At 46.6% G+C, this 15,716-nt stretch carries 13 protein-coding genes; 4 read left to right on the top strand and 9 right to left on the bottom strand.

Annotation, left to right across the window (positions count from 1 at the left end; translation table 11 throughout):
* Positions 1-6 precede the first annotated feature (6 nt).
* Positions 7-963: a hypothetical protein gene (locus PPRES148_RS07925; protein ID WP_149453982.1), complete on the bottom strand. Its 957-nt coding sequence runs from the start codon at positions 961-963 to the stop codon at positions 7-9.
* A 575-nt stretch (positions 964-1,538) separates the two neighbouring features.
* Here PPRES148_RS07925 and PPRES148_RS07920 point away from each other — a divergent pair.
* Positions 1,539-2,114: a hypothetical protein gene (locus tag PPRES148_RS07920; RefSeq protein ID WP_149453981.1), complete on the top strand. Its 576-nt coding sequence runs from the start codon at positions 1,539-1,541 to the stop codon at positions 2,112-2,114.
* A gap of 1,028 nt (positions 2,115-3,142) precedes the next feature.
* On the opposite strand, the gene PPRES148_RS07915 is transcribed toward PPRES148_RS07920, so the two are convergent.
* On the bottom strand, positions 3,143-3,781 hold the full coding sequence (locus PPRES148_RS07915) for a hypothetical protein (RefSeq protein WP_223128005.1): 639 nt from the start codon (positions 3,779-3,781) through the stop codon (positions 3,143-3,145).
* Positions 3,782-4,262: 481 nt separating this feature from the next.
* On the opposite strand from PPRES148_RS07915, the gene PPRES148_RS07910 reads away from it, so the two are divergent.
* Positions 4,263-4,643 (top strand): RNA-dependent RNA polymerase family protein, encoded by a 381-nt coding sequence (locus tag PPRES148_RS07910; RefSeq protein WP_149453979.1) that lies wholly within the window; start codon positions 4,263-4,265, stop codon positions 4,641-4,643.
* A 250-nt stretch (positions 4,644-4,893) separates the two neighbouring features.
* Here the strand turns inward: PPRES148_RS07910 and PPRES148_RS07905 are convergent, their stop codons facing one another.
* Positions 4,894-6,309, bottom strand: a complete 1,416-nt coding sequence (locus PPRES148_RS07905) for an RsmF rRNA methyltransferase first C-terminal domain-containing protein (protein WP_149453978.1) — start codon at positions 6,307-6,309, stop codon at positions 4,894-4,896.
* A gap of 393 nt (positions 6,310-6,702) precedes the next feature.
* Here PPRES148_RS07905 and trxA point away from each other — a divergent pair, with 393 nt between their 5' ends.
* Entirely contained in the window at positions 6,703-7,026 is a 324-nt protein-coding gene (trxA, locus tag PPRES148_RS07900; protein WP_149453977.1) for a thioredoxin, read from the top strand.
* A gap of 123 nt (positions 7,027-7,149) precedes the next feature.
* Positions 7,150-8,958 (top strand): excinuclease ABC subunit UvrC, encoded by a 1,809-nt coding sequence (gene uvrC, locus PPRES148_RS07895; protein WP_425468250.1) that lies wholly within the window; start codon positions 7,150-7,152, stop codon positions 8,956-8,958.
* A 674-nt stretch (positions 8,959-9,632) separates the two neighbouring features.
* On the opposite strand, the gene rplT is transcribed toward uvrC, so the two are convergent.
* From rplT to PPRES148_RS07865, 6 genes are all read right to left on the bottom strand, one after another.
* Positions 9,633-10,028, bottom strand: a complete 396-nt coding sequence (rplT, locus tag PPRES148_RS07890) for a 50S ribosomal protein L20 (RefSeq protein ID WP_149453976.1) — start codon at positions 10,026-10,028, stop codon at positions 9,633-9,635.
* 24 nt (positions 10,029-10,052) lie between these two features.
* Positions 10,053-10,247, bottom strand: coding sequence for a 50S ribosomal protein L35 (gene rpmI, locus PPRES148_RS07885; protein ID WP_149454290.1), 195 nt, complete (start codon positions 10,245-10,247; stop codon positions 10,053-10,055).
* Positions 10,248-10,253: 6 nt separating this feature from the next.
* Positions 10,254-10,841, bottom strand: a complete 588-nt coding sequence (gene infC / locus PPRES148_RS07880; RefSeq protein WP_149454289.1) for a translation initiation factor IF-3 — start codon at positions 10,839-10,841, stop codon at positions 10,254-10,256.
* 281 nt (positions 10,842-11,122) lie between these two features.
* Complete coding sequence (thrS, locus tag PPRES148_RS07875) at positions 11,123-13,051, bottom strand: threonine--tRNA ligase (RefSeq protein ID WP_149453975.1); 1,929 nt, start codon at positions 13,049-13,051, stop codon at positions 11,123-11,125.
* A gap of 135 nt (positions 13,052-13,186) precedes the next feature.
* Entirely contained in the window at positions 13,187-14,338 is a 1,152-nt protein-coding gene (mqnC, locus tag PPRES148_RS07870) for a cyclic dehypoxanthinyl futalosine synthase (protein ID WP_425468249.1), read from the bottom strand.
* A 1,027-nt stretch (positions 14,339-15,365) separates the two neighbouring features.
* Positions 15,366-15,686: a hypothetical protein gene (locus PPRES148_RS07865; protein WP_149453974.1), complete on the bottom strand. Its 321-nt coding sequence runs from the start codon at positions 15,684-15,686 to the stop codon at positions 15,366-15,368.
* Positions 15,687-15,716: the final 30 nt, after the last annotated feature.

Below are 15,716 nucleotides of genomic sequence, written 5' to 3'. Positions count from 1 at the left end.
GATCCTCTACGATTTGTCCGGAATATCCCCCTGTTTGTTCTTCTTCCTGTACTGAGCATCAGGATCATAAGGGCTTTGTAGACTACCAGAACGCACCTTGGAGAGCATCCTGAGATTTCCTTGTTCATCCTCCTCAGTTTGTTCCCAGATCACCCTTTCCAGCAATGCATACTCCTTGGTTGATCTGATGTTGTCATAGTGGGAGACCTGTTCCCTTACAGCCAAGCAAACCCCAATTAGCTCTGCAGTCCTATGATCCCTTGCTGTTGCCCCTTTTTTGGGGGGAAGGGGAGGCTGATAGCCCAATGATTGCCGACTATCGATGTCTGTTAGTTTACACCCCTTCTCCAGAAAAACCCCCCACTCCGCGGGGAGGGGAATCAGGAGTTCAGCCGAGATACAAACCACATTTTTCGCCACCAGATAGATCACGTCATTACGGGTCAATTTCCTTATGTTGCTGTTGATTAGCGTGCTATCCATTCTACGGCAGGTGGATGTCATACCTACTATTGACTTTTGGAAGGTGGTGAAGTGCTGAAAGGAGTCCCGTGTAACATTGCATTTTGTTTTCTCCTCGTATGCCAACAACCGTTTTCTGCCTTCGTATAATGTTCTCCTACCTATAAGGGGCTTTCCTTTTTTGCCCCCCAGAGCTTCAAAGAACACTCCTTCCCGTGGAATACGTTCGATCAATTCCCTGTCTGTCCACCCAAAGGTTTCTTTAATGGACTCCAGGATTATGGTAAAAAGGATATCCTTGCAGGGTTGACCGATAGTATTATGATAATCGGCATATGTTTCCTTGTACCATGAAGCATGTTTCTCATAATACTCGCAAAGGGTTGCAAGTTTAATTTCTTCCTTGGTGGAACACCAGCGCCACTTATCCGCGAAGCATTCAATCCATTCCTCTATCCCTTCCAAGTTCGACTGTTCTATGGTACAATACCCTGAGACCATCTGTTATCAACCTCCCTTTATAGTGGGTATAAAGAGGATTGTATAGGAATAACAGATGGTCTTCAAGTTTCTTTGAGGGTGTTTTTCAGGTAATACATATAAAGTTGTTTCGAATGTACGTAAGGAAGGTAGGGTCATATCCTATTTTGACTATATATTCGGAATATTATTATAATATCGGTAACCTAATCATAATTAGGGAACCGAGCTTCTATAGATAGTATGATTTCATAAAAGTTTATGTAGTTATTTTTATGAATCCGCAAAAGCCCACTTTCCATTTTTATTCGAACCTCAGGAAACAATTGTGAACCTTTTTAACGGCACCAGCACCATGTATGAAAAACTAAAATCGTGAAAAAGGACAGCTGTGCCTATCCTTAAGGAATGTAGGATGGAAATGCTAGCATATAATTAAAGGAGACTCTGGTGTGGATCATCTGGGTCCACTAGATTTCCAGACCCAGGATCCTTTTCTGTTTTTTTATTGTGAATGTGTGGAAGAAAATGTTGATCCACAACTGTTCAACAAAAAGCTCTTATATGCACACTGAAAAAGGTTGTGGTCTATCGTTATGCTGGGTAGAATACCCCTCAGAATGACTCCCCCCGCCTTTGTATTAGTCCTCTCTCTCACATTTCCTGTTGATATCCAGGCTGCGGCTGAACCCGATCACAAAAGATCGTCAGAGATAGTTATACCCCCCTCCGCGAATGAGGCTGGATCAGAAATGAATTGGCTGGATCGACTTCCTATATCCAAGGTTTGCAAGAAAGAGTTGTTACTAGGTACTGTATTTGGCGCCCTGGGGGGGGCTGTATTTTTCGGTCGTAGGAAGGGTAGTAGGGGGATCCTCGTGGGTGCTCCTGTGGGAGCCGCCACTGGTGCAGCTGTGATTACTGTGGTGAGATGCGTTATTTTTGATATATTGTGGCCGGATTTATTTCCTATATCCGCTGGTTGTAAGGATGGATTGTTATCAGGTATTATGGGTGGCTCTCTAGTGGGGGCTATTCTTAAGGTTAGCTTTAGCAGCAGGTGGCCTATCCTTAGTGCAGCCGTCGTTTACACATTTTCTGTGGGCATTGTTTGGCATTGCTTGGTTCGTGGTATATTGTTGCCGTATCTATTTCCTAATGTTTTTGATTAGTTTCCTGGTGGGGTCCCTGGTACCTAATGGCTATGGCCGGATCTCCAGAGGTCCGACAGGCCCAAAGTTCCTGTCAATCCCATTTCTATAGAGGGGTGCGGACATCATTTCTCAAGAGTGAGGGAAGAGGGTTCCCCAGTGAGTGTATGAGAGGAACCGAAATACCATCTTCCATAATTTTATGAAATCATGGAAAGGGGTTCTGCCCTCGGTCCCATAAACGTGTCCTGAATAGATAGATACAGGATTCGGGTTGGATTCCCAATTAACATTTTAAAACAAATAAAACCCTGTTCCTTGCTGGAGCAGGGTTTTTGACGTACGGAGGTCCCGTACAAAAAGATCTGACCGTTCCCCTTTCCTTGAAGGGGGTGTAGTGGGGATAGCCCGCTTCTTTGGCAACGGTATTCCTATACCGCTTTCCACATACCTCCCTTCTGCTAGGTTTCAGGATAGTCTCCCTATACCGTTCCGAATTCTATACTAATGCTAAGATAGGAAAAAAATTTTCTTCTGTGGTGATCTCTACTAGAATAACATATAAAATAAGGGTTAATATCCATTTTGTATAGGTCCCGGGAATTGAGCGAGATGGATAGGGGACAACGGATGGAAAATTCGTTTATCAACCCCCTGTTTCATTAAAAAAATATTTTAAAAAGTTATGAAAGGGTTTCCATACAGGAAAAATGAAATGACGTCAGAAGGATGTCCCTAGGAATTTTCATTAGTAAATAACTATATTCTCAGGAATACGTTATAGATCATCGTGGATTTGGGGGCCTCGCTAGGAACTTACTTTGGGCCCCGACGTACTACGGATCAGCAAAATCGCGTATGTAAGCTATAAGGTCGCCCAAAGGGGTCAAAAAGGTAGGACTAAAAATCTCCTCGGAACATGCACACATCCATTCGGATGCTACCGGTGTACCCCTTTCGTTAGCCACCCTTTCAGAAATTTATTGAATATTTTGCGATGATCCATAGTAAAAAGGTAAGCAAATAAGAAAGATAAAATCTCATTTCAGTTATTGTTTTATAGCAGGGTTTACTTCGATTTCATCATAAAATCCAAAATATACCTCCCATCTTTCCCTATTTATGGGTGGGTCTACCGTCGGAAGAAAATGAACCAGGGTGGACCGACCCAACAACCTACGGAGTAACGGGTCCAATAATAGACCGTAAATGAGCAGGAAACATAAAGTAATAAGGAACCATAGACAACGGAAGAAGTTATAGTACAAACCGATCCATGAATTTCGTTTACCCAAAAACACATGGAAGAGGGAGGGAAAGAAAAGTAGCCAACACCACAAATAGAAAAGGAATAGGAGACAATCCCGTACTTCCTCAGAGAGAAGATGTCCCCAAAGGTTGCTGTCCCCGTGTAGGAAAATGAGATAAGTGACAAGGGATAGTACCAGTTCCCTATCTTGGGGATCATGATCGTGAATTCTCGGCATCAACTCCCCACACCAAACCTTTTCCCCCTGTATTTGCCACCAAAGAGCAATGATCCAGCCGGTGAGTCCGATGGTCAACAAATATACAGAGGGTAGAGCCACTTCAAAGAGTACTATGGAAAATATAAACATTGTGAATCCTAGCCACAGGGGTATGTACCAGCGCCATCGGGAAATACCCTTCCGCTGGGCTAGTTGCAAATATTGTTTTCTCTGTGTGAGTAGTTCAGCGAACAAGGTACCTGTGTGATGCCAATGTGTTTTGAAATCTCTTGGCCCAAGGAGGAAGAATCGGAATATAAATATTAATAAAATAAATATTAAAATGTCTATTATAAACGTTCCCGGATAATTCAATGGCAATTTTATATACCATATCGACTTATTTAGGAAATTATTTACGTAATTTGAATGTATATAGTATAGACTAATGTGTAACGACATAACAAGGTGAAAGAGGAGGAGAAGAATCAATAACGTCGCAGCATGCACAGTGGCGGATGACTTTTTTTCTATGCATTTTTTTCGACAAATATTTTTTTATATAAAATATTTTTATACCCCCGTCTCTGTTAGGTGGGTGGGAATCGAAGAAATCAGCGGAAGTGAACTGTTTTGAGCTTCCACAAAAGGGAGGCATCACGATAGGGAACCACGTGGAACTGTTCCCTTATGGTGAGAAATGGCTAAAAGACCCGGTGCCATTACTCTTATCCATTGGAACGATCGAAGAAAGGCACCACAACGAGGCGATCATAAAATAAGCCCTCCACTGGACCATTGGTTTCTGGTCCGTATCCTAGATCGATGGTTGCAGGAATACCATCTGGATGTCAAGGTTGAAAAATATGTGGATGACGTAATCCTCCATTGTGGAAATCAGGCCCAAGCTGGGTATCCCTGGGAGGAATTAGAACAAAAAATGGCCCAGTGTGGTTTGGAACTGCAACCCAAAGACCAAAATCCCTACTATAGGAACAGTCGTAGGACGCAAGAAAGTACAAGGCAACCTCCCTTGGTCCCCCTTGGGTTTACGTTTCCCCGCGCCAATGGATGGAAATAAAGAAAAGGGTCCGCCTCATCGGTACTAGTAAGTGTACAAAAAAATCAAATGAAAACGAGGAATCACAATTCAGCAAACAAAATTGCATATAGGTCTAACCCCATACTTGCAACCAAAGAGCATCATTCCCGCACAAAGACTACCGCATCCAACAAGAGCCCCCGGGTGCCAGACCAAACGAAGGTAACGGGAACACCTAGACATACAACGCTTCCCTATCTCACCAATGGATAGAGGGATCCAAAAAAAATCAGGGTCCATATTGAGCAAAGGGCGTGTTCAGGGAAGGTTGTGGGTGAAGTAAACGCAACCTACCGTGACTGACTTTACCCCATGCGTAGGGGAACCCCATCGAGGTCAAAAGCCATAGGCCTGTGGGCTGAACCGTTTCTATCCAACCCTTCCTACCTATGTTGATCGTTTCTTCGGGAGAGAGAGCCAATGTGGGAAAGGAGGAAGGGCCCCGCCGGATCGATTGCACCCTGGCAAGGGCATGGGAAGGGACGAATGTACGTCCCTTTTGTTTACCTAAAAGCAAGCCTGGTCTCAGGTAGCGCAACCTCTCTACATAAGGAAAATCGGGGGGCATTGCATAGAGGGTACCCCCCTTTGCAACGGGGGTATAGTCATCGATCTGGGGCTGAATACCGACAGACCGGGACCAATCCGTCCAACATTTCCATAAAGTACTTGATGGTCGGGGCCAACGATGTCTACGGTGGCGTTGTGTAGTGGATGAGGGTTCCTCCTTCGTTAACAAGGCCAAGAAATGACCCTCTCCTCTCAAAAGATGGGGCCACAATCGCGCGCAGTGCTTAACCTCGGGGCACGGAGGGGTCGTCCATGTAGGTTCACCAGAGGAAAAATTAGCATGAAGGGAAATGGGAAGAAGAGTAACGTGTGGATGGGAGGATAAAATAGAAGCAACGACCGATTCATTCTCCATGGGGTTGAACGTACAGGTGGAGTAAAGCAAACGACCGCCCGGCCGAAGCATGGTAAGTGCGGAGGTGAGAAGTTGACGTTGCAGACCCGCACAACGTTTGGAGTGTGTCGGATTGCAATGAATTCCCCTTTCTCTGTACTTCCTAAACATACCCTCCCCTGAGCAGGGTGCATCGACTAGAATGGCATCAAAAGTGTTGGGCCAGTGGGCGGCTAGGCGCTCAGGGTGTTCCCCCATCACTATAGCGTGGGTCATACCCCAACGTTCCATATTGTCAAAAAGTGCTGTTCGTCGATCCGCATTGATCTCATTAAGGACAAGAAGACCCTTTCCCGACAATTTTGTGGCAATCTGCGTACCCTTACCCCCTGGTGAAGCACATAGATCCAATACCCAGTCCCCTGGACATGGTTGGAGTATTTCCACGGCAGAGAGGGCGCTAGGTTCTTGTATGTAATAAAGTCCCAGGGTATGTTCCAACCGATATCCAGGCTTTTCCTCCCTAGGTAAATAGATAGCCGAGGAACACCAAGGTACGGGATCGAAGGGGTAGGACAACTGTGATAACAAGTCGGGGAGGGGAATCTTTCCTGTATGAACCCGTAAACCCCGTTCCGCCCTTCCCTTCACCAAGGCATTTCGTAGGGCAGGCCAGGAAGATCCCATGTGAAAACGCATACGCTCAACGAATGGGGTCGGTAGCATGGTAAATGACATCATCCCTTCTCCCCCGGACTTGTAGTATGTAGTAAGAGGGATCGGATTCCATATTCATGCATGGACCATGGGAACAGGGCCTGTGATTCAGCAACAATCCCCAAAGTATTGCCCGCTAGGGAAGCAAATGGTATCCTGCAGGTGGGGGGCTGTGTTTTTGCCATATATTGCTCTAGGTTCCTACTATACATACCACCGCGCAAGATCGCATTCATATTGAGAGTGTGTTGGGTGGAATGTGTTCAGTGGACAAAATTGAGGTGTTATGGGCAGGAACAGTGTTTCTTGATATTCATTCGGGTAAAGAAAATACCTAGGCGTGGAATCATTATTCTGCAGGAAATCAACCTTTAAGTGAGGGATTGTTCAGTCCCATGATCAGGGGGGAGCGCGAGTATGGCAATTCGGGAGACTACGGATACAAAGTTTTCTAAAGAAGTGGAGAGTGCGGATGCAGGAACGGTGTTGGTGGATTTTTGGGCACCATGGTGTGGACCCTGCAAAAGGTTAAATCCCGTATTAGAAGAGGTGAATAAGGCAATAGGTAGTAAGGTTTCTATCATTAAGCTCAATGTGGATGAGAATCCCCAATCTGCAGAGAATCATGGTGTCATGGGGATCCCTGCACTCATTTTATTCCAAAATGGGAAAGTGAGAGCCAAATCCACAGGCTTACAGTCCAAAGAGCAGTTGGTAAATTGGATCAATGAAAATCTGTAGTTGAATCTTGTTATATGAGAATAAGAATGGAATCAGCCCCATCTGGTGGCTGGGATCATTCTTTTTTTCTGTGGCCAAACCCATTCTTGTCCTCCTGCAGGATGGACGAAAGGAAGTTGGCAGATGATTTCATTTCAAATAAGAGAAAAACTACCAACATTACCTACGCAACCCGGTTGCTACCTGATGACCAATGATCGAGGTGTGGTTATCTATGTGGGAAAGGCCACCAACCTTCGTCAACGTGTTCGTTCCTATTTTACAGGACAAGTGGAAGGAAAAACAATCCATCTCGTCCGCGAGATAGACGATTTAGAATATATTGTAACGGATACGGTTCAGGAGGCCCTATTATTGGAATGTGGTCTCATCAAACATCACCGACCACGTTATAATGTGTTATTGAAGGATGATAAAACTTATCCTTATATACGCCTGAGTAAAGAGAGACATCCGAGACTGTCCATCACCCGCCGTGTCCGGAAAGATGGTGCTCGTTATTTTGGTCCCTACCCCAATGCGCGGGCCGCCCAGCAAACCAAGAGGCTATTGGACCGTCTCTTTCCCCTGCGAAAATGCCGAAATATCCCTAAACAACCCTGCCTCTACTACCACATGAAACAATGCCTAGCCCCCTGTATCCAGAAGGTGGCATCCGAACAGTACCAAGAACTTACAAGGGAAATTGTATCCCTCTTGCAGGGTAAAAATGATACTAAAATAAAAGAATTACATATGGATATGGAAAAATTTGCCGAAAATCTGGAATTTGAAAAAGCACGGGAGGTACGGGATCTCCTGCGCGATGTAGCCGCTATTGTTGAGAAACAGAGTGTTGTGCTGCCCGATCTATTGGATAGGGATGTATTTGGATGGATAGAGGAAGATGGTTGGTTGGCTATTCAAGTATTCTTTGTCCGACAGGGGAAACTCATCGAACGGGATGGGCATGCAATGGAACACTACCACAGTCTGGAGGAAGATCTCTTATCTTATCTGGCACAATTCTATCGTCACAATCCGGCCATACCGTCGGAAATTCTATTGTACGGGGGGGAAATACAGGAAAGCCTACAGGCTATGATCCCGCAAAGCCAGATTTTGGTTCCTAAAAGGGGCGCCAAGCAACGGCTCGTTGCAATGGCAACCCGGAATGCGGGCCTGGTTCTCAAAGAACAAAAGGAAATCCTTGTGCATCATCGAAATCAGTACAGTTTAGCTTTACAGGAACTGGGTCGTTCCCTCCGAATCCCCTTTCCACACAGAATTGAAATGGTGGATCAAGCCCATTGGCAAGGGAAAGCCATGGTAGCGGCCGTTGTTGTTTTTATCGATGGTGTAGCAAATAAATCGGCCTATCGCCGTTTTAACATCAAAACAGCAGGGGATAAGGATGACTATGCTGCTCTGCGTGAGGTGGTTAGGCGTCGTTATACACGCCTGATAAGGGAAGGGGAGGACCTTCCTGATCTACTCCTAGTAGATGGCGGTAAGGGTCATGTCCGAGCAGCCATGGATGTTTTGGAAGGGGAATTGGGGGTATCCATTCCCATTGCAGGCCTACGAAAAGACAACCGTCATCAAACGGCGGGATTGGTATCCGGAGAACCGCCATTGGATCTGGAATTGACCGAGAAACCGCAACTGGCCCCCCTATTGCAGACCATACAGGCCGAGGTGCATAGGTTTGCTATTGTTCATCATCGAAAGTTGCGGCATAAGAATATGCATCGCTCCATTCTAGATGATATTCCAGGTGTAGGTCCCAAGAGAAGACAACAACTATTGCAATATTTTGGTTCCATTGCTGCTATCAAACAAGCCTCCCTACAGGATTACCGATCCGCAGGTATTCATGAAGCATTAGCTAAACGTATCCAGGAGACCCTACACGCAAAGGAAACAGAATCAGAATCATCGTCATTGTCATAGAGGAAGAAGACCACAACATACAATCCGTACAAATGAAGTAACCCCCTGTCTGATTGGCAACGTTGTATACCCATTGAGCCCTGAATCTACGAAGGGCGGCCCTAGAGCAGGATCATCTTCCTATCGCGGAATGGGGATCCCTCCCAGAAAGAATTCGCGGGGAGGCTTGGGAGGCTTCTAACTGGGAAATAACCCATAGGACGACCATAGGAAACCTACCATGAATACCGCTCTTCCGCACCTCTCTCGTACCATGAGGATGTTTCGAAAGAACCCAATACGATTTCCACCCCCGCCATGATGGGAATGATCGCATAACTCATCGTACCACCAACATCACGAAACGATGGAATAGGAAAATCAAGAGCATTTCACTAAAAAGGTTCGCTATCATCCCGACCTTGGGTGTTCTTCATCCAACGGTGGGTCTTTGCGTCCTAAAACCCAGCAGAAAGCAATGGAAGAAAACCATGCAAATAACAGGATGATTATATTTTATTAATAGTAATTATATATAATGTTTATACTATTGATTTTATATAATAATATTTTATCAAAAGAACCCAAAATCACCTATTTTTGAGGATGACACCATATTGGGAATGCAACCCAAAAAGGGCCCATATACACGAGGGGCCCTCTTCTCATACACACATTATATATACACACAGGTCCTATGAAGCATTCGATTTACTGCTACTATGCCCATCATCTCTCGAAAGACCCCCACGAGCCGCCCTGACCAGTTCTGCAAAGGCTTTCCCGTCGCGTACCGCGATGTCAGCCAGCATTTTCCTGTTCATAGTTACACCGGCCTTACGTAAGCCATGCATAAACTGCCCATAGGGGAGCCCCTGCTGACGAACAGCAGCGTTGATCCTCATAATCCACAATCTACGAAAGTCCCGCTTACGCCTCCTGCGATCCCGATAGGCATATACCAGGGACTTCATAACCTGCTGCTTGGCCGCCTTGAAAGAACGACTACGAGCCCCGTAGTATCCTTTAGCCAAACGTAAAATCTTCTTACGACGCTTGCGCGCCAAATTACCGATCTTCACGCGTGCCATGGAACAACACCCCTATTTTCATCCTTAACCCGGCAACATTTTTTTCAATCGACCCTCGTCAGACTTGGAAACCATTCCACCAGCCCGTAAATGCATCTTCTGTTTTGAAGTCTTGTGCCCCATCAGATGACTCGTGTTCGCACACGAACGCTTATAGCGACCCGACCCGGTCCTCTTGAAACGCTTGGCGGCCGACTTACGGGTCTTCAACTTTGCCACATCCACTCAGCCTTCCTTCTGCTGTTTTTCCACGATGGCCAATTGCTGCTGGGTCTTTGGTGACAGAATCATGATCATCTGTCGGCCTTCCAAACGTGGCGGGCGCTCCACCTCGGAAATATTTCGCACTTCCCCAGCCACACGCTCTAAAATACGGCGTCCTATATCCTGGTGCGCCATTTCCCTACCCCGAAAACGGATGGATAATTTCACCTTATCCCCTTGACCCAAGAAACGAATCACATTACGCAACTTCGTTCGAATATCGTGATCATCAATGGATGGACTAAGACGTACCTCCTTCATCCGCATTACCTGTTGATTCCGACGCGCCTCCTTCTCCCGCCTTCTTTGTTCATAACAAAACTTCCCGTAATCCATAATACGGCAAACAGGGGGCTTGGCTTGTGGAGCAACGTTCACCAGATCCATATTGGCTTCATGGGCTAACTGGAGCGCTTCACGAAAGGGGCGCACCCCGAGCTGCTCACCATCCTTTGCGATCAGACGCACCTCGCTTGCACGTATCGCCTCATTGAGCTGGTGCTGTTGTTCCTTGCTAATAACCTTCCACCTCCGAGAATAATTTCCCATGCGGGGCCTTAACCAACCATAAAACCCAGCTCTATTCTCCCAAATTCCACAAACATTATGATTTTCAGCACCTTCTTCTGGGTCCCAGGGTTGGCTAAAACCAGGTTCATACAACAAAAATGCACGGGCCCATCCTAACACAATAACCCCTTTTACAGAGGCTCCCCAAATCCTCGCCCGGGAACACCCACCACCGGGTCATTTTACCACGTTGACCCTGAATCTTCAACGCACCATCCCAATCCTTGATGCCTGGGAACAACCGCAAGAGCACACCATCCTCACTCAAAAAATTCCTTTGTCCATTTCAACACCCGATCCTCGGACAGAACACGGAAACCCTCCATCAAGTGCTCCAAAGAACAAGCCCACTGCTGACGGGACTGTCGTTGGCGAACATTCACGACTTTTCGAGCTACCTCATTCTCACCTACCACCAACAGGAAGGGAACCTTCTGCTGTTCACCCTCACGAATCTTGTAACCCAACTTCTCCTCACGTACATCGGCAACCACACGGAACCCAGCCGCTTGTAAATGATGGGTCACCTCACGTGCATAATCCATAAAGGGGGCCGCCACAGACAACACCTTTGCCTGCACGGGTGCCATCCAAAAAGGAAACTCACCCCCAAAGTGCTCAATGAGTATAGCGAGAAAACGATCCAGTGAACCGCAAATGGCACGGTGGATGACAACAGGGCGGTGTAACTTATTATCCTCACCTACGTACGCAAGATCAAACTGAATGGGCAACTGAAAATCCAACTGGATCGTGGCACATTGATGACGACGACGCAGAGCATCCCGAACATGAATATCGATTTTGGGGCCATAGAAAGCACCTTCGCCATCCCGTATCTGATAGGGAACCCCGCCCCTCTTCATTGACCGGAGGAGGGCACACTCCGCCCTTTCCCACAAAGAACTTTCACCCATAGAAGAATCTGGACGCGTGGAAAGTTCGATCTCATAGGAAAAACCGAACACCCCGTACACTTTGTCTACCAAGGAGAGAACGGCCCTTACCTCATCCTCGATCTGCTCTTCCCGGACAAAAATATGCGCATCATCCTGCGTAAAAGTACGAACACGGAGCAACCCCCCTAATGCCCCCGATAACTCGTTCCGATGTACCTGACCAAACTCAGAAATACGCAGAGGTAAATCTCTATAGGAACGCAACTGGTGTTTAAAAATCAGCATGTGTGCCGGGCAATTCATTGGCTTCAGGACATAAGGAACACCATCCGACTCTGTGAAATACATGTCGTCATGATAGTGCTTCATATGCCCCGATCTCTCCCACAGACTCTGATGCATCAATGTCGGTGTCCGTACCTCCTGGTACCCCATCCCAACCTGAAAACTACGAACCATCTGTTCCAGCTCTGCACGAATCGCTAGCCCCTTAGGCAAATAAATAGGCATACCAGGAGCCTCATGCACGAACAAAAACAACTGGAGAGAACGCCCTAATTTGCGATGATCACGCCGCTGGGCCTCTTCACGAAAATGTAAGTAATCTTCCAATTCCCTCTTCTTCGCAAAGGCAACCCCGTACACCCTTTGTAGCATAGGTCGACTGGTATCCCCACGCCAATACGCGCCCGCCACATGCAACAATTGGAAGGCGCGCAAACAACCCGTAGTCGGTAAATGAGGACCGCGACAAAGATCGGTAAACTCCCCCTGCGTGTAGAGGGACAGAACGGAATCAGCGGGCAAATCACGAATCAACTCTATCTTGAGGGGATCATCCGCAAAGAACTCCATAGCCTCTTCACGTGTTACCTCTCTTCGTACAATGGGAAAATCCTCACGAACAATATCATCCATGATCTCCTGCACCCGGGGTAGATCCTCCGACCGTAGAGAGTAGGACAAATCCACATCATAATAAAAACCATCCTCAATAACAGGCCCTATCCCCAACTTGACATCGGGGTAGAGACGCCGCAAAGCCTGGGCCAGAACATGGGCCGCCGTGTGCCGATATATATGCAAACCCTCGACGTCTGCTAATGTAACAACACGCACGGTAGAACCCTCCGACACACGCGATGCTAGATCCACTAACCGATCATCCACGGAACCGGCAAGCGCCTTCCGGGCCAACGATGGACTTATCGACTCGGCGACCTCCCTCACGGAAGGAGCCATCGGATATGTACGTATAGTGCCATTAGGTAGACGGATAGAAGTACCCATACACCCTCCTCTCCCTAAACCCTGCTCCACAATCCCCCAGTTCTAAGGAGCCCCCTTTATGAACCGTACGGTAGGAAAGGATAGCAACATTTCCTCAAGGATGAGCTTCATTGTAACGAATCATCCGGGGGAGCGTCAAGAACTTGTGCAGGCAGCACCACAAACAGACCCCATCTCCCCCAAAGAAAAATCCTTCTCTGGTTCCTCACCTACAGGGAAGCACCTTAGATCCTCATAGCGTGTGTTACGTTGGACGGGTAAAAATCCTGCCTCACGGATTAAGCGTACAGCATCCCGGGCATTCATTGGGTATGTCGTACCCGCAGCCGATACCACGTTCTCCTCCATCATGGTGCTACCAAAGTCATCGCAACCGTAGTACAACGACTGCTTACCAATCTCGGGTCCCATCGTAACCCAAGAGGACTGAAAATGGGGAATATTGTCAAGAACCAAACGGGCGACAGCAACCGCTTGCAAATAATCAGCATCGGAGAGCCTGGGGAGGGACAATTGGGAATTACCCGGTTGGAAGGTCCAAACAATGAAAGCCAAAAACCCCCTCGTAGAATCTTGCGCATCACGCAAACGCAAGAGATGTTGCACACGTTGTTCGGAATTCTCACCCAATCCGATGACCATGGTGGCTGTGGTGTGGAGACCCACGCGATGAGCAGCCTGCATGACGCGCATCCAACGACGCCAGGACCCCTTAACGGGACTCACCTTACGACGCACGCTGTCATCCAAAATTTCCGCACCCCCACCCGGTATGGAATCGAGACCCGCTTCCTTCAGTTGCCTGAGCACCTCCATAAGGGGCAATCCCGATACCTCCATCATCTTTTCAATTTCAATAGCCGTAAAAGCATGCATGTGTAGGGATGGTGCATGCTTCTTAAATATCCGCAGAAGCTCCTTGTAATAGGAAAAAGGCAAATCAGGATGAGTACCCCCTTGCAACAGAATTTCCGTACCACCCGCCGCCACGGTAGCCCGAATCTTCTCTACCAATTGTCCCTCCGAAAGTACATACCCCCCCTCTTTTCCAGGAGCACGGTAAAAGGCACAAAAACGACAGTAAGTATCGCAAACGTTGGTGTAATTAATATTACGACCCACCACAAAAGTAACCCGATCAGGGGAATTCTTTCGTAAACGAATCTGGTGAGCAATCCGTCCCAATTTCTCAATATCCTTGCATTCCCAGAGGAGCAAAGCATCTTCCTCATTGAGCCGTTGACCACACAACGCCTTTTCCAACACACGATCCACGTTCCTCACCATATCATGCATCCCCCTCCTAACAAAACCCCACATGCTTTTCATCTTTATCCTATCACAAGAGGACTGTAATAGGGGATTTTGGAATCCATAATTCATGGTGTTGGTGCAAATGGTAGGAACGGCAACAGTCACCATCCCAATCACGTCATTATTTTATTCTCTAAATATCCATGTAAACAAATTTTTAAAAATAAAATAATTTATTGAGTAGGCATGGTATGAATCGTGGGATTGCTTCTGCACGGACACCATCTATGTGGTCCATAAAAAACAATATTATATATATATTTAAATATTAAAAAATATGCTGTTTTCACAAAGGAAATCCATTCCCAATGCCACCCCCATACTCCATGATGATCCTGGGGGGACCGGTGGATCCCACACAACGAACCGGTTTGTCCCCCAAAAAGCCAGGACCCATTTTACTATATAAAAAAGTTATGATCTGAGTAGAGTAAATATTCAATCTCCCTGTACAATATGCACGATTATGGAACCATGATCCCGGTCCAACCCCTGGGGTTGGGTCCACTATGGTCCCATATTTCAATATCTGGTGCTGGTGCTGTTAACAAGGTTCACAATTGTTTCTTGAGGTTCCAATAAAAATGGGAAATGATCCTTTGTGGATTCATAAAAATAACTGCATATACTTTTACGAAATCATATTATCCATAGCAGTTCGGTTTCCAAATTACGGCCGGGCCATCGATATTTATAATAATATTCTGAAATATATACACAAAACAAGATGTGCCCCCTTCCTCCCATGTACATTCGAAACAACTTTTATGTTTCACCTGAAAATTACTGCCAAAGAAACTTAAGGACCATCCGTTATTTCTATACAATCCTATTTATACTATAAAAAAGGAGGTTGATAACAGATGATCCCATGGCGTTGTACCATGGAACAGTCGAATTTGAAAGAGGTAGAGGAATGGATGGAATGCTTTGCGGATCGCGGATATAGGAAATAAATCCGGCCACAATATATCAAAAATAACACATCTCACCACAATGATCACAGCTGCACCGGTGACGGCTCCCACAGAAGCACCCACGAGGATCCCCCTACTACCCTTCCTACGACCGAAAAATACAGCCCCCCCAAGGCGCCAAATATGGTACCTAGTAACAACTCTTTCTTGCAAACCTTGGATATAGGAAGTCGATCCAGCCAATTCATTTCTGATCCAGCCTCATCCGTAGGGGGGGGCATAACTATCTCTGACGATCTTTTGTGGTCGGGTTCAGCCGCAACCTGGATATCAATAGGAAATGTGAGAGAGAGGACCAATACAAAGGCGGGAAGAGTCATTCTGAGGAGTATTCTACCTAGCATAACAATAGACCACAACCTTTTTCAATGTGC

This window comes from Pasteuria penetrans (assembly GCF_900538055.1).
In the GTDB taxonomy this organism is placed as follows: domain Bacteria; phylum Bacillota; class Bacilli; order Thermoactinomycetales; family Thermoactinomycetaceae; genus Pasteuria; species Pasteuria penetrans.
The sequence above is the reverse complement of the archived record's forward strand: the minus strand, read 5'-3'. Positions and strand labels throughout refer to the sequence as shown.

Bases quoted from the DNA above. Each gene is read 5' to 3' on its own strand.
- PPRES148_RS07925 (WP_149453982.1), bottom strand. From the start codon at position 963: ATGGTCTCAGGGTATTGTACCATAGAACAGTCGAACTTGGAAGGGATA.
- PPRES148_RS07920 (WP_149453981.1), top strand. From the start codon at position 1,539: ATGCTGGGTAGAATACCCCTCAGAATGACTCCCCCCGCCTTTGTATTA.
- PPRES148_RS07910 (WP_149453979.1), top strand. From the start codon at position 4,263: ATGGCTAAAAGACCCGGTGCCATTACTCTTATCCATTGGAACGATCGA.
- PPRES148_RS07905 (WP_149453978.1), bottom strand. From the start codon at position 6,309: ATGATGTCATTTACCATGCTACCGACCCCATTCGTTGAGCGTATGCGT.
- trxA (WP_149453977.1), top strand. From the start codon at position 6,703: ATGGCAATTCGGGAGACTACGGATACAAAGTTTTCTAAAGAAGTGGAG.
- uvrC (WP_425468250.1), top strand. From the start codon at position 7,150: ATGATTTCATTTCAAATAAGAGAAAAACTACCAACATTACCTACGCAA.
- rplT (WP_149453976.1), bottom strand. From the start codon at position 10,028: ATGGCACGCGTGAAGATCGGTAATTTGGCGCGCAAGCGTCGTAAGAAG.
- infC (WP_149454289.1), bottom strand. From the start codon at position 10,841: ATGGGAAATTATTCTCGGAGGTGGAAGGTTATTAGCAAGGAACAACAG.
- thrS (WP_149453975.1), bottom strand. From the start codon at position 13,051: ATGGGTACTTCTATCCGTCTACCTAATGGCACTATACGTACATATCCG.
- mqnC (WP_425468249.1), bottom strand. From the start codon at position 14,338: ATGGTGAGGAACGTGGATCGTGTGTTGGAAAAGGCGTTGTGTGGTCAA.
- PPRES148_RS07865 (WP_149453974.1), bottom strand. From the start codon at position 15,686: ATGCTAGGTAGAATACTCCTCAGAATGACTCTTCCCGCCTTTGTATTG.